Origin of the sequence: Leminorella richardii, assembly GCF_900478135.1 — a bacterium.
GTDB classification, from domain to species: domain Bacteria; phylum Pseudomonadota; class Gammaproteobacteria; order Enterobacterales; family Enterobacteriaceae; genus Leminorella; species Leminorella richardii.
On sequence record NZ_LS483470.1, the window covers coordinates 314499 to 332958 of the forward strand.

24 protein-coding genes and 2 pseudogenes are annotated in these 18460 nt (G+C 53.6%); 3 read left to right on the forward strand and 23 right to left on the reverse strand.

Features of this window, described 5'->3' with window-relative positions:
- Window positions 1-6 precede the first annotated feature (6 nt).
- The 23 genes and pseudogenes from DQM29_RS01455 to DQM29_RS01565 form a co-directional block, all read right to left on the reverse strand.
- Complete coding sequence (locus tag DQM29_RS01455) at window positions 7-1251, reverse strand: phage protease (RefSeq protein WP_036038242.1); 1245 nt, start codon at window positions 1249-1251, stop codon at window positions 7-9.
- A 168-nt stretch (window positions 1252-1419) separates the two neighbouring features.
- Entirely contained in the window at window positions 1420-1887 is a 468-nt protein-coding gene (locus DQM29_RS01460; RefSeq protein WP_111738985.1) for a phage virion morphogenesis protein, read from the reverse strand.
- 135 nt (window positions 1888-2022) lie between these two features.
- Window positions 2023-3348: a phage minor head protein gene (locus DQM29_RS01465; protein WP_111738986.1), complete on the reverse strand. Its 1326-nt coding sequence runs from the start codon at window positions 3346-3348 to the stop codon at window positions 2023-2025.
- Window positions 3315-4916: a DUF935 domain-containing protein gene (locus tag DQM29_RS01470; protein ID WP_111738987.1), complete on the reverse strand. Its 1602-nt coding sequence runs from the start codon at window positions 4914-4916 to the stop codon at window positions 3315-3317. Before DQM29_RS01470 ends, DQM29_RS01465 begins: the two co-directional genes overlap by 34 nt.
- A complete protein-coding gene (locus tag DQM29_RS01475) occupies window positions 4916-6514 on the reverse strand; it encodes a terminase large subunit domain-containing protein (RefSeq protein ID WP_170126466.1) in 1599 nt (532 codons plus the stop codon). The genes DQM29_RS01470 and DQM29_RS01475 overlap by 1 nt, the downstream gene beginning before the upstream one ends.
- On the reverse strand, window positions 6514-7086 hold the full coding sequence (locus DQM29_RS01480) for a DUF3486 family protein (RefSeq protein WP_036024494.1): 573 nt from the start codon (window positions 7084-7086) through the stop codon (window positions 6514-6516). Before DQM29_RS01480 ends, DQM29_RS01475 begins: the two co-directional genes overlap by 1 nt.
- Window positions 7079-7375, reverse strand: a complete 297-nt coding sequence (locus DQM29_RS01485; RefSeq protein ID WP_027275825.1) for a VpaChn25_0724 family phage protein — start codon at window positions 7373-7375, stop codon at window positions 7079-7081. Before DQM29_RS01485 ends, DQM29_RS01480 begins: the two co-directional genes overlap by 8 nt.
- Complete coding sequence (locus tag DQM29_RS01490; RefSeq protein ID WP_027275826.1) at window positions 7375-7677, reverse strand: DUF2730 family protein; 303 nt, start codon at window positions 7675-7677, stop codon at window positions 7375-7377. Before DQM29_RS01490 ends, DQM29_RS01485 begins: the two co-directional genes overlap by 1 nt.
- Window positions 7670-7891: a TraR/DksA C4-type zinc finger protein gene (locus tag DQM29_RS18655; RefSeq protein ID WP_027275827.1), complete on the reverse strand. Its 222-nt coding sequence runs from the start codon at window positions 7889-7891 to the stop codon at window positions 7670-7672. Before DQM29_RS18655 ends, DQM29_RS01490 begins: the two co-directional genes overlap by 8 nt.
- Window positions 7888-8490, reverse strand: a complete 603-nt coding sequence (locus DQM29_RS18070; protein ID WP_145960322.1) for a hypothetical protein — start codon at window positions 8488-8490, stop codon at window positions 7888-7890. Before DQM29_RS18070 ends, DQM29_RS18655 begins: the two co-directional genes overlap by 4 nt.
- A complete protein-coding gene (locus DQM29_RS01510) occupies window positions 8483-8716 on the reverse strand; it encodes a hypothetical protein (RefSeq protein ID WP_111738990.1) in 234 nt (77 codons plus the stop codon). The genes DQM29_RS18070 and DQM29_RS01510 overlap by 8 nt, the downstream gene beginning before the upstream one ends.
- Window positions 8701-8976 (reverse strand): hypothetical protein, encoded by a 276-nt coding sequence (locus tag DQM29_RS01515; protein WP_071783420.1) that lies wholly within the window; start codon window positions 8974-8976, stop codon window positions 8701-8703. Before DQM29_RS01515 ends, DQM29_RS01510 begins: the two co-directional genes overlap by 16 nt.
- Window positions 8961-9473, reverse strand: a complete 513-nt coding sequence (locus tag DQM29_RS01520) for a glycoside hydrolase family 108 protein (protein ID WP_111738991.1) — start codon at window positions 9471-9473, stop codon at window positions 8961-8963. The genes DQM29_RS01515 and DQM29_RS01520 overlap by 16 nt, the downstream gene beginning before the upstream one ends.
- 155 nt (window positions 9474-9628) lie before the next feature.
- Complete coding sequence (locus DQM29_RS01525; protein WP_111738992.1) at window positions 9629-10051, reverse strand: Mor transcription activator family protein; 423 nt, start codon at window positions 10049-10051, stop codon at window positions 9629-9631.
- Window positions 10044-10580, reverse strand: a complete 537-nt coding sequence (locus DQM29_RS01530; RefSeq protein WP_027275832.1) for a hypothetical protein — start codon at window positions 10578-10580, stop codon at window positions 10044-10046. Before DQM29_RS01530 ends, DQM29_RS01525 begins: the two co-directional genes overlap by 8 nt.
- Window positions 10577-11341, reverse strand: a complete 765-nt coding sequence (locus tag DQM29_RS01535) for a gp16 family protein (RefSeq protein WP_111738993.1) — start codon at window positions 11339-11341, stop codon at window positions 10577-10579. Before DQM29_RS01535 ends, DQM29_RS01530 begins: the two co-directional genes overlap by 4 nt.
- An 84-nt stretch (window positions 11342-11425) precedes the next feature.
- Window positions 11426-11767, reverse strand: coding sequence for a hypothetical protein (locus DQM29_RS01540; RefSeq protein ID WP_145960323.1), 342 nt, complete (start codon window positions 11765-11767; stop codon window positions 11426-11428).
- 6 nt (window positions 11768-11773) lie between these two features.
- Window positions 11774-11899 (reverse strand): annotated as a pseudogene (locus DQM29_RS18660) (hypothetical protein); the annotation flags it as partial.
- Window positions 11896-12357 carry a hypothetical protein gene (locus DQM29_RS01545; protein WP_111738995.1) on the reverse strand — a complete coding sequence of 154 codons (462 nt, stop codon included), beginning with the start codon at window positions 12355-12357 and terminating at the stop codon, window positions 11896-11898. The gene DQM29_RS01545 and the pseudogene DQM29_RS18660, both read right to left, overlap by 4 nt.
- A 363-nt stretch (window positions 12358-12720) precedes the next feature.
- Entirely contained in the window at window positions 12721-12927 is a 207-nt protein-coding gene (locus tag DQM29_RS01550) for a hypothetical protein (RefSeq protein WP_145960324.1), read from the reverse strand.
- 2 nt (window positions 12928-12929) lie between these two features.
- Window positions 12930-13868, reverse strand: coding sequence for an AAA family ATPase (locus DQM29_RS01555; protein ID WP_111738997.1), 939 nt, complete (start codon window positions 13866-13868; stop codon window positions 12930-12932).
- Window positions 13869-13882: 14 nt separating this feature from the next.
- Complete coding sequence (locus DQM29_RS01560) at window positions 13883-15958, reverse strand: Mu transposase C-terminal domain-containing protein (protein WP_111741959.1); 2076 nt, start codon at window positions 15956-15958, stop codon at window positions 13883-13885.
- Window positions 15959-15960: 2 nt separating this feature from the next.
- Entirely contained in the window at window positions 15961-16209 is a 249-nt protein-coding gene (locus DQM29_RS01565; protein ID WP_036024555.1) for a helix-turn-helix domain-containing protein, read from the reverse strand.
- Between the two features lie 163 nt (window positions 16210-16372).
- On the opposite strand from DQM29_RS01565, the gene DQM29_RS18075 reads away from it, so the two are divergent.
- The 3 genes and pseudogenes from DQM29_RS18075 (at window position 16373) to DQM29_RS01580 (ending at window position 18413) form a co-directional block, all read left to right on the forward strand.
- A complete protein-coding gene (locus tag DQM29_RS18075) occupies window positions 16373-16942 on the forward strand; it encodes a hypothetical protein (RefSeq protein WP_071783422.1) in 570 nt (189 codons plus the stop codon).
- Window positions 16943-17222: 280 nt separating this feature from the next.
- Window positions 17223-17690, forward strand: a pseudogene (locus DQM29_RS01575) (amidohydrolase family protein); the annotation flags it as partial.
- A 150-nt stretch (window positions 17691-17840) separates the two neighbouring features.
- Window positions 17841-18413 carry a peptidylprolyl isomerase gene (locus DQM29_RS01580; protein ID WP_111738998.1) on the forward strand — a complete coding sequence of 191 codons (573 nt, stop codon included), beginning with the start codon at window positions 17841-17843 and terminating at the stop codon, window positions 18411-18413.
- Window positions 18414-18460: the final 47 nt, after the last annotated feature.

The following is an 18460-nucleotide window of genomic DNA, read 5'->3' on the forward strand; positions in this document are numbered from 1 at the left end:
GCGTGATTAACCCTTCATTTGTGCTTTTTTGGTGGCGAGGTATTTAGCCTCAGAAATGCCCGTTGCCGCACATACCGCCCTTTCCTGAGCAGACAGGGACGCGATACTGACGGTCGATTTCGGCGGGGTGACTAACCCTTTTGTCTGGCGTGCGCTGAGTGCGGCCAATGGTTTACGCCCAACGAGTTGAGCATTAAGGGCAGCTACACCGTGCTGTCTTGCCAGCGCCGTGAAATACGGCACTTCAGAGGCAACAATGGCACCGCTGGCTTGTGCCTTGGCGATGATTTGCGAGGCGCTAAGCGAAGCATTACCTAGCTGGGCCGTCGTCAGTTTCTTTTGCAGGCGCATATAGGCAGTGACCGGTACGGCAACAGATAGGTCGACACCGTGCAGCTCGGCCTCGGCAATAATCTGCTCGGCCTCTTGAATAGCGTCGGCGTTATCGTCAACGGCCTGCTCGACCGTCTCAGCGACCGCCTCAGGGGTGGGCTGCGACTCAACAACCTCCGCGACCTCGACCGCCGTTTCAGAGGCTGTCTTCAGTGCGGTGATTTTTTCCGTCGCGGTGGCAACCAGCTCTTTGAGCTGCTCCTCGGTGTACTCGGTTTGGTCGTCGGTGGCGATGATGCCCAACGCGACGAGAATGAGTCGTAACAAATCATTCATGACAGCAGTGTCCTGTGTTGGTTTAAGGGGTGAGTCAATAAGCGAAGCTGCCGCCAGCGCGGCAAGGGATTGCATTCCGGTTAATCCGGGGTCGTTGGTCAGCGCGAACATGCGCAGGAAAAGCGGTTCACCGGTGACGGTGTCGTAAGGGAAAACCGCAGACAGGAACGCCCACTTTTTGGCATCGATAGCGGCGCTGGCGTCATCCGTCCACGTAGGGCGAACAAACAGACCCAACCCTTCACGCCACTGCATTTGAGTCGCCGGGTCAGTCAACCAGCCCGCCGCCTCGGCGCGCCATTGGGTTTCTTCTGACGGCGGAGCTATCGTTGGGTCTTGTTCGCGCAACGTGGCATGGTTGTAGTCACACAATACCGGCTGACCGATATCCACCGTCGAGGCAATAAAACGGGCAGCAACATCGGCGTCGATATACCAACAGCCGCGCTCGACATCTGTCGGCCGACCGTCTCGGGCACGAAACTCACCGGCAGGCAGCAGTTGATACCAGCCATCGGAAGAGGACTGTAGTGTCGCAGTGAGGACGGCAAAGCCGATATGTTGAGCGTTTTTTCGTTTCATACCGCCATGATGGCGGAGGATGACAAGTGATTGGGTTTGGGGTGGTTCACACGATGAAAGGGGAGAAAATGCGCCGAAGGTCAGGCACGGAATACAATACCCCGTTTAAACCCCGTTTAAAACCTTCAAGGCGCGTTTAACTATTTTTAGACAAGGCTTATGTCAGGTTTAGCCGTTCGATGCCTTAGAGAGCGTTTCATTGATGATATCGACAATCTGCGTGACACCTTCCGGCGACAACCCCATATAAGGCCGAGCCAGAACCGCCGACGGGCCGGGGGGCATCCCCGACGTGCCGCCGGATTGCATCAACGCACCGTAGACTTTGTTTGTCCCAATCGTGGCGCTAACAGCGTCAAAGTCGGGCGTCAGCGACATGGCAAGCCCACCCATAGAGCGCTGCAACATTTTGCCGTTTTTACCCAACTTCTCAAGCCGCTCGCGGTATTTATCCGTCAGCGCAGGCCATGACTGACCCGTGGCGGGGTCTTTTTCACGGTCAAAGGCATTTTCTGACTCACTAGCAAGCACCGCCGAGATGGCGCGCGTGATGGGCGTCATATCCTGCCCCAGCGCAACCAGACGCTTGACGGCCTCATCAAGCGGCGCACTGTCGAATTTATAATCAATTTGCATTCATTAAGCCCTGTGCTAGGATAGCTAAACGGTGTACGGATAATGGTAATTCGGCGTAAACGCTATCGCGTCACACGTTTATGTGGGTTCGACCCCCACCACCGTCCAACGCCCCGCACTGCGGGGCGTTGTTGGTTAAAGCCCACCTTTGATAACAGAATAGTTCCCCCCTTCGATCCCCTTCTGAAGCTCGAAAAGTGACACTTTATAGGCGTTAATCACCACATCCAGCGCATCAGGCTGTTTGCGTACCCCATAGGGGGAGTTGACGACAATCTTCGCCATCTCCTTACCACTGTCGATAACATACAACAGGTTGTGATTTTGGTTGTCCCACAGCACCGCGCGAGGGGTGTTAAGGGATTTGGGTAACGACTGATACTCGGCTAACGTCAGTGCAACCCCTTTCGTCTGGTGCTTGAGCGAATCCGCATGAATAACGTTCTTTTCACTGACCGCCAGAAGACGCGCAGCCGGTTGGCCGGTGCGTTTTTCGACCGCATCGGCAATATCATCACTCATAAAGCCCAGCGGCTGAATACCGTTGCCGGGACGGCGCTGGGTCAGTACCGTCCCAATCCATTGCTCAAAAGCAGCCTGCCGTGCAGGGGCGTTATTCAGCGACTGGATGACCTGCTGGCGTAACTGTCGGTTTTGCAATGAGACCAGCTTTTTCGCAATATTGACGTCCGTCCCCATTGCCGCACTGCCCGCATTCCCCGACCAACCGACGCCAGTGCGCATACGCCGTTTGCCGTCCGTAAAGGTCGTCACAGGCTGCTCGTACACCTCACCCGTGCGTTTATCAACACCGGCCTCGGCCATCCCTGTATCGAGTCGCCCAACACTGGACTCGACCTTTAAGCCCATCTGTTTGACTTGTGCCGCCGTCAGCGCGCGAACGCGACAGCGACAGCCCCAATCGTTAGGCGGGTACATGGTTTGCCAAATAAGGTCTGTGTAGTGGAATACGCGCCCATGCAGTGCCCGATGCGAGTCACGCGTATTACTGTCGAGAATGGCGATATATTGCCAGTAGGGATGCGTTTCCGTGCTGGCAAGTTGTTGCTGATAGCGACCTGCCTGATAGCTGGTTGCGAGGTTGGTGCGATAAATGGTACTCAGACGCTGAGGGCTGCCGAGTTGGACGACTTCAGCACCGCCCGCACTATCAACGACGACCTGCTTGCCGTACCATCCAGCCGCCTGCAAACGCGGCGTGAGCGTGTTGATAAACTCACGCTCAGTGATACCCTCAGAGAGCGCCCGGTCAACCTCACTCCGAATGGTGTCGAGCACATCAAGCCGGGCAGCCTTCGCCACCGTAAATGCGCGGGCGTGGGTGCTCTGTAGCGCTTCTTGCCAATTCCATGTAATTTCGTAGCCCTTAGAGCGAAAGTAATCAACGGCAAGCTTAGGCTCAAGCTTCATGGCATAGCCCAAATCAACCGGCATTGGCATTTAAGCGCCCCCCATGTTTCAGCAATCCACATCGCACGTGACAGCATGTCAGTAAGCTGCTCATCATCCAGTTCAGCGTAAAGCTCAGCAGCGCGGAGCTTAGCCGCTTCCATGCCGCCAGATTGCACGGCCGCGATGATAGGCACAAGAATAGGGTCAGTGACTGCCTGCCACTCATCACCGGATACAGCGCCCGGCATAGCAGCAATCGCTTTTTGCGCGTCCGGCGCAGACACTGAGGGGGCAGCGGCAAGCGCCGTATAACCGCGAGGTACAGCCGATAGGAACGCAGGCGCTTCTGGCTGTGGTGCGGGTTTTAACACCTCGTCGCTGTCGTCTGCCATCGGGATTTGCAGCTTCTCATGCGCCCACTGCACCGGGATTTTCATCCCGATACCGGCCAACAAGGGCAGTGCTGTCGAGTAGGCGGTCAGGTCTTCCGGCGCAGACAGGTCGAACTCAAACCGACACAGACGGCGCAGGCTTGAAAATGACCGACCATTGAGCGCGACGATAGGGTGAACAATATCGCGCGTGATGGTCGGTGCCAGTTGCAGTGCGTCGCTGTCGCAGATGTTGTCCGCCATGCGCTCATGCACGTTACCAAGGGCGTTTGTACTGGTCGCGCCATCAGCTTGACTGGTCAGGGTGCCGCCTAAAATCACCTTGGAAATACACAAATCCCAATAGGTGACAAACGCCATATACGGGTCGCTTGACCCCTCTATCGCGTTCTTGAGTTCGATATCCATGCCGCGCGGGAAGATCCCCCCAGCGTTATGGCCGACGCTCATCACCGCTCTTAGCAGGCTTTGCTTCTCTTTTTCGGTACTGCCCGCCGGGTATTTCCCCAATCGGATGGGCATCCCGTAAATCTCAAGAAACTCGGCAAGGTCGCGCACGCTGTAGTTTTTAAAAATGAACGCCCACACCAGAGAGCGCACCAATCCCATACGAGCCAGATAGCCCGACTTGGATTTAGCGACGTGAACCACCCAACCAAAGGGCCACAGTTCCTGCCCCTCATGACTGCCGTCGCGCAATCGCAACTGGTTACGGTCTTGCGGATGAGTCTGAAACCACGCGGCGTCACGAAACTCAATCGTTTTAGGGATAGTTAAACCGTCAACCTGTTCCCACTCAATTTCTTGACAGCTAAACCCCTTCAGAACGGCGTCAGTGGCATCAAACAGGCAGTCATTAAACCACGTCGCATCAGTCAAAATCTCTGTCACCATGTCGGCATCGTACTGCTCTTCTTTGGTCGGATTGCGAGGCGGGGTGATTTTCCACGGCAGAGACTGCACCGCCCGGCGACGCTTACCCAATTCGGCGGCTAGGTGCAGGTCTTTCTCCTCCATATCCTCAGCCAACTCACACTGCGCCATCAGGTCGCCATCTTCCGCTGCTTTGAGTAACGCCGCCGCTCGGGCTGGCGTCAAACTCATGGAGGGATGAGTACTGTAATGCTGACGCAGAAAGCCGACCTTAGCGGTGCCGGTCTGCTGGTCATCGGACAAAACAAAGGGACGCCCAGAGGCGTCCAGAATACGGGTCAAAAATTCCATTACCAGCAACCTCTCATTGTGTCGAACTCATCATCGTCATACTCATCGGCCGCCGCAGACAGGGGGGCAGATTTTGGCGGGAGTGGGATATACCCTTCGGTCTCAAACCCCTCCATGTATGAGGCGCGAGTAAACATCAGGTAAGCCCCGGCACTATCACCGTGCCGCTGCTTGCCGTCGCCCCCCTTACGGCGGGATTTATCGATTTTGGGGATACCCCGGATGTTCTGAATTTGGCGCTGGTCAGCGATGATATCTTCATCGCGGGGGATATCGATGTAACCCGCCTCATACAATGCTTTGTACTTAGGCGACCACTCGCGATAAAACAGGTCGGTGATATGGATGGCGTCCACCATTTGGTCACCGTAACGCAGCAGTAATGCCTCACCGAGATAACCGCCGTTACCGGTTTTATCAACAGCGACACCGACGAGGCGCGGCAGGCGGTCGATAATGAAAAAAGCAATTTCTCGCTGCTGATTGTAAGGGACATCGTGAAGCTCTACCGTGACGGGAATGCGGCGGCAGGTGTTTTGCTCAATACTGCCAATAGCTATCACAGACAGGTCAGCCGAGCGGGCAAAGTCCTGCCCATAGGCGTGGCGGGTATCCTGTTCAAGGTTATCGAGCAAGGGAAGCAATTTCTCGCGACAGAAGGTCAGAGCCGTATTAAAACGCTCCTCTTCTGTCCAATCCATATAGCCTTTGGGCATCTTCCAACGCACCACTGTGCAGTCAAGACTCGTTGCCCGGTCAAGCAATACCCGAGGAATATACGCACCGCTACCGTGTTTCGGCACGCAGTAATACTCCTCAAGCGCATCGTCCTCGGTCTCGGTGCCGCCCAGCAGGTCAGCCTTCCATTCAACCTCAGCAGCAGGTGACCACGCCTGACGCGTCACCTGACAAATACGCTGATAAAGCCCCTCAGCACACGCGTCGTCGAGTGTGATGGTGTGAACCGTTCCCTTTCGGCGACCGGCACGAATATCTTGGATCAGGGTATTGAACAGGTTTTCATTCCCATTATGCGTACTGATAATGCGGATTTTCGCGCCCCACATGGTGAGTGCCATAGCCGCTTTCATCAGCTCGCCAAGCTGCTCATGGAATGCGGCCTCATCAATAACGACGTTACCCTGCATTCCTCGCAGGTTCTTCGGATTAGAGGACAGCGCCTGCACCTTAAACCCAGAAGAGAAGTAAACGACAAAGGTGAGAATATCCTGTCTTTCGTTGTCAATGACGGTTTCAAGAGCTTCCTCAACGACCTCGCTCGCCGCGCGATCATAAGCCTTGGCCCACATGGCAACGGCGTCAATAAATTCGCGAGCCATGTCTTTATTGGAGCCGACGTAAAACGTATTGCAGCCGCTCGCATCGCGAGCCAGCGATGCATTCAGCGCCGCATCAGCAGCCTCAGCCCACGTAAGGCCGGTGCGGCGGGATTTCTCTGCGACCTTCAACACTGAGGCGTCAGCTATCCAGCGCTTCTGGTAGCCCAACAGTAAATCGTTTTTTTGGAAGGTGTTGCCGAGCACCGCGTTAACGGAGGCAGACGTCGTTGACAGCAGTTGAGCGTTGAGCGTTGACATTACGATAGCCCCATAATTTCGCGTTTAATTTCCGCTGCCGTCTCTTTCGATATCCCGGCAGATTTCACCGCGCGATTGACCACCTCAGCCGCCTGTGCAGCGAACGCCGCGCGGATCTCCTTCTCGCGTTTGTGGCTCACCATCGCAGCCTGCTCAATGCGCTGGGAAAACAACGCCAGTTGATTAAGCTCTTTTGGACTGACGGTTTCTCTTCCCTCACTGAGTTTTAAGGTGGTGTCATACGCCAGCGTCCTGACCAGCTCCTGTACCATTTTGCCGACATCCGACGTCGGGGCATCGCCGAGTTTTGCAACCCACATCTCAGACACCTCTCGCGCCTGACGAATACGCTCGCCAATCTCTTCCATGCGAGAGGCGTAGCGGTTCAGGCCGGTGCGACTAAGCTTGTGCTCATCGCTCAGGCCGTGGGCGTCTATCAACTCATTGACGGCGTCGCGGATATCTTCCTGTGTGTTGCGCTTATCGCGCAGCAGGCGATGAAGCTCATCACGGATAACATCCGGCAGCAGGTCGATTTTTGACGGGCGGCCGCGCGTGCGCTTATCACTCATCACCAAACCTCGGACGCTTGACGCCGGGTACGCGAACGCGACCTTCACCGACGTCCGTGCCGCGACGGGTCAGACTGGCGACCATGCAGCCGCCGACGTCAGACAGAGAGACCAAACGGTTTTCATCCAGCCAGCTCAGATGACGGCGGACTTCATCCCGGCTCACGTAATGGCCGTAGGAGTCAAGGCAGGTTTGCAGAATAGACTCGTTCGCCTTACCACCGCAGTCGCTGATAGAGCGCAGCAGCACTAAGCGACGGTCTTCGTCCAACAGGTGTTTAAGCCCCATTATTTCTTTTCCTTCAGTTCGTTTTGCAGTAACAGGTCACTCAGATTGCGCAGATTGCGAAGCTCAGGCAGCGCCGCCTTTAGGTCGCCGCGCAAGTTCGCCATGTCCAGTTGCAGCGCGTGCAGCTCCTTCTGGTTCGGCAGCGATGACAGCGACTTCTCTAACGCATTCATGCGCGTTTTCAACAGCTCAACGTCGTCACGCTTGGCATAGGTGCGAGCCATGACGGTTAACGCGCAAATCACAATGGCCGAGCCAATAGACCAAACCATCGACCAATGGGTCGCAATAAAATCAAACACGGTAGTGACGCCTCCGGCGTTCATATAAAAGTTGGCAGTCGATGCAACGCTCGGCGCAGGGATTGGCCTTCAAGCGAGCCACCTCAATAGGCTGGTCACAATCCACACAGACCCCATCACTGGTAGCGGGCTTAGGGCGGTTTTGGTGACGGGCGATAGCCAGCTCCCGAATAAAGATTTCGCGCGCACTACCCCGGTCGATAACGTCACTCACGGCGCTCCCCTTGCTTCCGGTTCCATTGGTCGATAAGCATCAATTGCTGCTCCAGCTTCTGCGCCCACGTTCCGTACGCCGTCGCGTGAGTGAGTAGCGCCTTCGGCTCTCCCGACGTCGGCGGCGCGGGTTTCGGTGGAACTCGCAACAGTGCCCCCGGTATCTGAGGGCAATATCTTTCCGCCCTCTTTGGCTGAATATCCGAGGGCGGCACGGTAGAGGCGCAGCCCATCAGGGCCAAGGCCGGTAAAAGCCTGACCATCGTGAGTAACCGCATAGGAAACACTCCGTTCGTGTTGTTGTTTGAGGGCGTCCAGCTCGTCGGACGTCTGGTGATACTCGTCGAGAAGCTGCTCGGAAAAGTCGCTCAGCTCTCGATAGCGCTGCTGTTCAGCTTTCAGGTCGTCGCTGTACTTCTCAGCGGCGAGGCGACGGGCTTCACTAAAAGCCAGAGAAGCCGTGACAAGGTTCTTTTCGGCTTGAGTGACCTTGCGCCCCAAGCGCCCCTCGGTCACGGTTGCACCGAGACCGTAACCGAATACGACCGCCGATATTCCCAAAAACAGCGCCCAACCATAGGCGCGCAAAAAGTTAATCATGGTCAGGCACCTCGCGCGCGCGCTTGATAGACGCCTGTTTGGAGGCTTGATTCTGGGCTACCCATGCACCGAGGTAGCCAATAAAAAGCCACTCATCCATGCGCCCCAGATACGCGTACCAGAACAGCACCGCCGTCGAGGCGACAAACGCCCCAGCAAGCGTCGTGTCGGACAGTGATAAACGCCCCGAAGGGGCGGAGATAAGCTGCTTTAATGAGGCAAACATGACGCCCCCTTGGCGATATCGCAGTGCAGGCGGATAGTGTGGGCGTCAACACTTAACCAGCCCCGCGCAAACAGTGACTGATAGGTGGCGTTATGGCTGTAGAGCGGCACTCGGTCACTAGGGTGACCCGCAAGCTCAGCGCTCAGGCGCTTGTCGTACCCATCACGGTAGGCGCGGGCATAGCGCGGATTACGCAACTCAGGGATAGCGCGCTTTAAAATCCGCTCAGGGATGGCGTCAGGCACTAAAAATCGAGACATACTTCATTCACCAGCGCAATGAGACGGTTAAACCAGCCATCGAGAAAACGCTTCTGGTTGGGATTACCGGCAATGATTTTGGCGTACGAGCGACTACGCTCGACAGTCAGACGCATCATGAGCTGCATGGAGTTCGTCACGCGCACAGCTTCGAGGGTTTTTGTGCCAATAATGCCGTCATCAGAGACGCGTACCGCACGCTGTAGTTGCTGAACGGCCGCTTTAAGACCGTGATTGACGGCCGCGTCAAAGAGCATCAGCGCAATGGGGAAAGGGAGCTTATTGCAGCGGGCTTTAAGCCAATAGTCGGTATAGTAAATCTCGGCGGCCTGCTCGCGGGTCAGTGTCGCGATATTCAGATGCGGATAGGCCCGCTTACTGATACCGAACTTGGTTTCGCCGCCCCGGTCAACAGGGTCGTTAACATAACCGCCCTCAACCCCCAATAGGTAGTTGATAGCGCGAACAAATGCAGAGTCAGTGTGATACGTGGACATCGCCCCAATTCCCAATAATTGATAATGGGTTTAGGGTAATCGGGCGCGGGGTGGTAGTGGGTTTGGGGTGGTTCTAACAAAAACCCCGCATGATGGCGGGGCAAAGAATGCTCAATGTATCAAAAAAGCGGCAGTCATCACTACCGCTTTTTCATTCACTCCAAGGCATCAAGCATATCCGGTTGATAGCGACGGCGGTGCAACTGTCGCTGCCTTCGCAGGATGTCGTAGATATGTGACTGTGTAAGCCCGTATTTCTCAATCAGTTTGTCGATGTCCCCCTCCCAATCCGCGTAAATCTCATAATCCCGCAGAGCCGCCCGAAGCACCTCCCCCGTTGGCAGGTAAACCGCACGACCGCCAAAGTAGTTGGAAATGCAGATAGCGAGCTTCATCGCGACAAGCTGAGCCTCAGAGACATCCAAGCGCGCCAGTTCGTGCGCCAGAACGTCCACCAAATCGACCAGAAACCGAGGCCACTTATCCCTGATTTCTTCCGGTGGGATGGTATCTAGTCGGTCGAGGAGCTGAGTCAGCTCGCTATGCTCAGTGGTAAACAGGTCAAGGTTATCATTCATCACGCTTCTCCTTTTCCCTCTCTTTTTTAGCCAGCCACTCCGGGCCTCCGTGAACTTTGTTCAGGTCTATCCCCATGCGCTGAAAGTTCTCGAAGTAGGCATCTTCCGAATCGCGGCCGGGCGAGGGCTTCTCGCCTTGCTGCCGCTCCCGTGCGTCAACCGTACTGGTTTTGGCAAACAACTCTTTAGACGTCGAATAGACTGTCGCCAGATAAGCATGATTGGTGAGCGGCTTTTTATCACCGGCGTTACGCTTGGCGCGCAGGCGCTCAACCGTCTCGCTTAAGGCGTGCGCCAGAACACGCCCCGGAGGGTACAGGTCAAGGACTTCCCGCGCCAGTTTCAGGGCGCGGGCATTGCTCAGGTTGGACTTTTCAGGCCGAAAAAGCCCGATGTACGCTATCAGGTGACGAGCGCAACTTCCCGGCAGCGGAAGAATGAGCGCCAGAAGCTCACGACCGGCATCATCTTCCATCAGCGCATCAAGGTGCAGGTCTGAATGACAGACCGGGCAGCGAGCGATTTTCATAACCTAACACCTCCTTTGCCGTAAAAAATCCGATTGCTGGTGATGACGCGAAAGACCTGCTTTGCACAAGCGGGACACATGGCAAGCGAGTCCCACTTTTCCGAGCAATCCGTCGGCGCAGGCACTTCAGACCGGTAACCGCAAAATGGACAATAGGTGTCGAGCATATGACTCCCTGACGCGTGATGCCGCGCGAGGTAGTTATCATGCTGGATGATGCGCACATACAGCGAGGATACCGGGTCGTAAGACTCCAGCGTTCTGCCTGACCTGTCCCGAGGTAAATGAATACGACGCGCCTTTAACGCCTTCTTCATTTCCCTTAGATGCCACCCCTTGAGAGTCTCAAGCACCTGACAGGCAAGGCGACTGTTCAGCCAGCCGACCTCCGCTACGCCTGCGCCATTGTTCAGGCTCGCCGTCATGCGCTTAACGAAACCGTTTAACGAGGTTTCCGAGGCGCTTTTCACGAAACCCTGCTCAGCCATCACGCACCAGATAGCGCGGATTTTAGGGATTTCCGGCGCTTTGCTCTGACCTTTTGCATTAGGCGTGACGCGCGCACCGCCTTTCTTTTTAAACTGGCGTTTAAATCCGGCATCTTTAAACGACTGATAAACGGCGTTTAACTGGTCGAGACTCATCTGAGAGCAGGAGGTTTTACCGGTCAGCGCGTCGAGCTTTGCACGGTAAGTCTCATCATCCATACCGAGTTGAGTTTTTGCCACATGGATAAGACGGATCAGTTGAGGCTTATTCATAAATCAGCACCCCCAACCAGACCACACTCACCACAAAGGCCAGAACCCACACCGCGATAAACAGCTTTGCGCCTAGTGAATATTTCATACCGCACCACCTTCGGGCTTGTACCCGTCAAGGTTCATCAGAAAACGCAACGCCATCGCACCGACCTGAATAGCCTCTTCGCGCATACGCTCTCGGTCATCGACATAGAAATGAAAGTCGATAGCGGCCTGCGTCAGCTCTCCGGCTTCCTCGTTGAGGATGGCCGAGGCATGTACGGCATCAGTCGGCCACTTGGGATGAGCGATACTCGCGCGGGTTAACTCGCCCACAAGCAAGGAAACTAGGGGAGCGATATGCGTTTCCATTGAGGGGGTATCAATACCGGCGCGGCGATTCCATGCCGCAATAGCCATTTCTATCTTGCTCTTCCCCACCATCTGAGCTGATTGTGCATCGCATGAAAAACAGCGAGCGATAGCAGACCGTTCGGGGCAGTCATATTCATATTGAGCAAATGCCCCAGTGTCGTGACTGCCACAGAACGGACAAGGTTTTAAGGTCGCTTTCATAGTGGGATGACCTCAACGAATATGGCATTGCAAGTGTCGGGGGTAATAACCTTAAAGCTCACCTCCTCCTTAAACATCAAGCCTTTTATTGGACAACGCTCATCCAACCAATCAGCAAGCAATTCCTCCAATTGAGCCAACTGGCTCATTCGAAGATCGCACTCATCCTGAGCGGAACCCGTAGCCAAGAAACAAGATAAATCCTCGCGAATGCTTGTGATGATATTATCGGCGTCAATTAAGCCGCTATAACTATGGCCGGTTGTCAGTTTACCCACATAGCAAAGCTCGTCATGCTCCGGTTGATGAATGGTGACAGCGCTAGCTATTGCTTCTCTAATTGAACAAGACAGGGGGACGGGTAACTCAATAGCGTCGCTATATCCCTCCCGCAGGAAGAACCAGTTTGTTGACTCTATTTGTTGATTACCTAGTGCGTTGGTATTTTCAGCTTTCATTGTCATTTCCTCTGTTTTTGGCGTAGCCGCGCCCCGGCGGGTTTACGCCAAATAAAATTAAAGTCGTGTTTAAATAACGGTTAAATCAAGTTTAAATTTATTCCGAGCAATAAAGTGGCACGCACCTATCATGAGAAGACATCAACCCAAAAGATAACGGTTCTCTGAGTGATTCAGGCGCGACGGAGTGTAACGCCTTAATCGGAACAAACCATGGGTTACGGTTAATCTCAACCATCGCTTGACCATTGCCAATATCGTGCGCAGGTGCGACAGTACGAACAAAGTGAAGGCCAGTAAAAGTACGCAGACCGAACACAGTGCCGACATGACAGCGTTGGTTAAACTTTTGTGCGTTCATGGTTAGTGGTACTCCCTATTTTTTATTGCTTTGGCTATTACCTTTTCGGTAGCCAAACCAACATCAGGAATAACTGCTTCAAGGGCATTGTGGTACAACAGAGCAGCATCTCTGGTTATGGGTGAGCCTTCGATGCAGCACGTATGGTCTAGACCTTCTGGCGTAGCCACTACTCGAATGGTGATTGTCATTAGTTGTTTTTCTTTCACAGTTAAACCCCCTCAAGGTCTTTGACAGCAGCACGAATATGCCGCTCAGATAATGCCTCACCGGTGCCTTGTGCAATGATAGCGGCAAGGTCAAGTGTGGTTGATACAGTACGCAGTGCGCCAGATTTGGCAGCAAGCTGACGTATAAGGCGACGTTCTTTGTCTCCGGTAAGCTGCCAAGCATCGGCAATAGCGTCCACATCACCTGCGAGCACACCTTCAATAACTATCTTTTTGGCAATACGGGAGAACAGTCGAGCGAAATCTACGCTGCGGGAGTTGCCTCCGGTGAGCTTGGAATACACCTTGTGGTTGCCACACAGCGCCAACCCGATACCGGTTTCTTCCTGAAGCAAGCGCAGTTCTTCATAAACGTCGTAATTCAGATGGTCGGATTCGTCCACGATGAGTAAGCCGTTCGTGCCAGCAATGCGGCGGCGAATAGTACGGCACAGCGGCCCAGCCCGACGCGGGGCATCGGACAAGCCCAGCGTGTCAGCGAACTCACTCAAACACTCCACCAAGGACGCGGTAGACGGCTTAATCGTGATGAGCCATGCGTTGGGGTTACGCTCAGCAAACTCGCGCAAGGCGGCTGATTTCCCCACACCGGGGTTGCCGTAGATGATGGCAATACGGCGCTGAGCTTGTGCATAAACCAGCGTCCGCCAAATGTTTGAGACAGTTTCAGTCTCGATAAAGCGAGGTGCCACAACCGCAGCCACGACTGACTGACGGGCTGCGCGACTGTCCAACCACTTATCGAGCTTGACGGCCACATCGGTATTGTTGCCAGTGTAGGTGCCACGCAGGAACTGAGATAGCGCAGCCGTAGAGACTTCACTGTCGCGCGCGATAGCGGCGGCGGTGATACCTTCTTTATCCCTTATCGCCATCACGGCAGCGCGGGTGGTTTCAATAATATCGGCCTGATTACTCATGATTACCTCTCTGGTTAAATCTGGTCTTCCAAATGCTGCCGATAAAGGCGTTCTATACCGGCACTGAATGCACTATCAACGTCAATATCGACAGGCTCTTCAATGTCTTGCTCCACAGCGACAGTGTTGCCAATCGGTCGATACACGTTAGAGAGCCAAGGCTCATCGACCTGCGCAGGCAAGGTGAGATTATTCTCGGCCTCGGCCAGCCTGATTTTTTCTTCCCCACGGGCGCGCATACCTTTAATGCGCTGCTGCTGGGCGTGGTATTGCGCTGTGACCGGGAAGGCGGCAACCTTGTTGCCGTCCCATATCGCGTCACAAAGGTAGGTGCCATCCATGCGACGAACGATGACGCGGGTCGCGTCGTGAATGTCATAACTGACCAAGACCTTGTTACCGTGCTCATGGTTGAGTGCATCGGAGTAATACAGGTTATTGAACAGACGAACCTCACAACGACTTACGGTGCGCTCAATCTGCGGCATGAACATATCGCGCAGCTCGACATCAGACAGGTATTCGATAGCTGTTTTTTCGGCTTCCAGTTTGTAGCGACGGAACTGTGTCGGCGTGAAATGCTCGCCGTTGTCGCGCTTGGGCAGCGACTCATGCGGGCGGTTGTTGTACCATTTGATACCCTCCTCAATTGCCGCGATAAGGTCATCCCATGACGGCAGTCCCTGTAGGGCGCGCTGCTGCTTTGGTGTTAAGGCCGTACCTTTACGTTGTGCATTCACGGCAGAGGCCAGCGCCTTCGTCGTCTTGCGCACGGTGTTACGGTCGGCGCCGGGGCCGTAATAGGTGGCGAACTGGCGGGAGATACGCATCGCAAGTGAGCGGTTCAGCCGCTCAATGATGCCGCGCCCTTGTGGGTTCTCTGGAATACCGGTGCGATGGTCAATACCCACGCGCGGCAAGATACCGGTCAGGTCGGCGTCAAAGGTATTGTTCGTCTGGCCGCCGCCGTTGTCCGAGTAGTAGATAAACGGCTTGCCTTCCTTTTTGATGCCATAGCGCAGGGCATCGGCAACGGCAATCACGCTCTCGGAAAGCGCCAGACTCCAACCCACGATATAGCGACAGCAACCGTCAAGGATGAACGTCACCTCAGGCGTAAACGGGTTGCCGTGGTCAGGGTGCGCGACCTTCATCTTCATGCCGTGACCGTCACCAATCCAAACGTAATTGACCGGCAGGCAGTTCCAGTCGCGGCGGACGAACTTCTCAATCTGGCGGGCTTCACTGCCCGTTACGCGTCCTTGCTGCTTAATAACAGCCGGAAGCTTTTTCATTTGGTAGCAAATCGTGTTGTAGGACGGGATAGCCGCCATCATATCGGGCTGGTCGGCATAGCGGGTGCGCCATTCGGCTTTAAACGCATCGTAAGCCTCGGTCATCAAAACCCCGTTCGTGAGGCGGTAGTGAGAAAGAAATTCAGGCAGCCATGCAATGGCTTCGGGCTTCACCGGTTGGCGCTTGCTCGGAGCAAGTAATACCAAGCGCTCGGCGGGCGTTGTCGCCTTGTTGTAATCAGCGACCCAACGCTTGAGGGTGACTTCACTCAGGGCGCGGGACTCCCCTTTTTTAGCGTTAGCTTGCTCTACTGCTTGGGTTAAATGAGGGGGGAGTATTCCCGCCTTGGCCTGACGAACGACTTCACGTATCGCCTTCGCACAACTGTAACCGGGGACTGCACCTAGGCGTTGAACCTCAACCACAAGCGCGATACGAGCGTCCGCGATTTCGCGTTGCGTCGCTGTAAGTTCAACAAGCTTTTGTTCCATCAGTGCGGGACATTTGCGGTAAAGGGTGATCTTACCTTCTTCACGGCTTTTGATTTTAGGTGCGACGGGGGTAAGACTGGCGTCCGTTGGTGTCGCCATAAGGGCTTGCAGATGACGACTGCGAACAAACGCTTGAGCCTCTGCGGGAAGAACGTCAATGTGATATTCAAAGGCTTTAGTGCCTTGACGCTTGCGGCAAAGGGCGGTAGAGCCATTCGCGGCACGTTCAAGTGCTTGACGAATACCTTTAGTCGTTACGGGCATACCCGGCACACCAACCAACTCTTTAGCAACAACAAACATCATCACACACCCCTGTTAAAGCAACCTTTAGCCTGATAGCGACTAGGCCAAATAACCTCGGGTTGAACCCCCAGAGCATCGGCGACGATTTGCTGGTAAGGGCGGCAAGGTGTACGCAAAACGCTCTTGAGAGAATCTTTGCTATACCCAGCCTGAACGGATAGCTGACGAAAAGTAAGATCGCGCTTTTCGAGCGCTGCCTTAATGTCTGCCGGGTGCCAGTCCGTATTAATGTCTTCATTTCTTTTCATGATTGCTCTATCCTAAAAAGTTATCCGCTAGGGTATCTGATGGAGTAACCCTACGGATAAATACTACGGCACGAAAAATACCAAATCAAGGTATTTTTCGTTATTTTGGTGTTTTTGTAATTTTGTGATTTATTTCAATGGATTATATGGAAAAGAACCTATCATGAGAAAAGAACCTAGAAGTACTTTGCACTCACAGAGAAAAGTACCTGTTATTGACAGAATTTCAGAATTAGTAAGACGACATCCGTCTAGAAGCGCGGCCGCAAGGACTTGGGGAATAAATATCAATACATTGAATAGTTATTACAAGAATGAGCTATCACCTCCAATACCACGCGATAACTTGTTAGCTCGCATCGCTGAAAGTGAGGGGGTAAGTCTAGAATGGCTGAAGAATGGAGAAATGGAATCACCAAAAACACCAATCTCTAGTGATGGGTTATCTGAGTTACTTTCATTCCTAACTGACGAAGAGCGGCATCAGCTAACAATGGTATTAACCCGGAAAGGAGTTGAGACGATTCTCTATCTTCTTGATGAAAATAACTTATTGCTTTTGCAACAGCCTGATACGCTCAAGGCTCACATGATACAGGAGTACATAACTGGCACCCACCAAGAAAGGGAAGCAACAACAGCCAGCACCACGAATAAAGTGTGTGCTCGCGCAAATGAGGAGCAGGCGACATCCAAAAGCCTAACAACCACTAGGCCAAGGAAGGCAGGATAGCCATGATAGAAATAGCTACACAGTGATTCCCTAAGCGTGGCTTAGATGCCTTAACATTGGCAAGCTACAGCCTGTATAGATTTTCGACAGATGGAACTCTATAATGATTTGACACAGTAATTTAAAACTTCGTTTAAACGTTCTTTAAATATGATTTGAATGAACAGAGCGTAGTATCAAATGTTTTGCAATTTCACTCACTTTCTGGGGAGTGGTATCAAATAGCCAAATTTTTCTAACCCCTTAAAAATCCCGCGAATTCCCGTCTTTTTCAATCTAATCCCTAGTATCAAATGATTTAGTTCTTCACATACAGGGGCGCTTTGATACCTATCCTAAGCGTCGCGGCGTCACTCGGGTTAAAGAAATGCTGGAAGCAGGTATTAACGTTTGCTTCGGTCACGACGATGTCTTCGATCCTTGGTATCCGCTGGGAACGGCCAACATGCTGCAGGTGCTGCACATGGGGTTACACGTGTGTCAACTGATGGGCTACGGCCAGATTGACGACGGCCTTAACCTGATTACGACCCACAGTGCCAAAACGCTTAACCTGCAGGACTACGGTATCGCGGTGGGCAACAGTGGAAATCTGGCTATCCTGCCTGCGGAAAGCGGTTTCGACGCTGTACGCCGACAGGTGCCCGTTCGCTATTCAATTCGCTGTGGCCGAACGATCGCTGAGACCGTGCCGAGCCAGACGACGCTGAATCTGACTAAGCCAGAAACGGTGACGTTCAAGCGCTAGTTTTTGTTGCAGTAGGGAAAAGCGCCTTAGGGCGCTTTTTCTTTATGTGCGCGGCTCAGAAAATGCGCAGAAAAGTAGTAGCTCCACTGTAACAAAATTACTAGAATCGAAGCGGTCTGCGTTTATCGTTAACTTATAAAAGGTTTTTCTATGTTAAAGCGTATTTGTATCACACTTGCTGCGGTGTTTTCGCTGATTGCTCTGGCGCCAGCAGTACAGGCGGCTGATAACAATCCTCGCGTTGTTTTGACTACTACGCTGGGTACGATAGAGGTTGAGCTGGATAAAGAAAAGGCACCGATCTCTACCAAGAACTTCTTGGCTTACGTAAAAGACGGCTACTACAACGGTACCATTTTCCATCGCGTAATCCCCGGCTTTATGGCTCAGGGCGGCGGCTTTACGGAGGATATGAACCAGAAGAAGCCTTCAGCCCCTATTAAAAATGAGGCAGAAAACGGCCTGAAAAACGTAAGGGGAACTCTGGCGATGGCGCGTACGAACGTCGTAGACAGTGCGACTAGCCAGTTCTTTATTAACGTTGTGGATAACGACTATCTTGACCATTCTTCCGATAACTTTGGCTACGCGGTGTTTGGTAAGGTCGTTAAGGGAATGGACGTTGTTGACAAGATGATGACCATGCCGACTTCTACGTCCGGTCAGCACCGCGACGTGCCGGTAGCGCCGATTGTGATTACTTCCGCTGAGATTGTGAAGTAATCTCGAGGGACGATATTGTTATCACTAATAAAAAAGCGCCCGAAGGC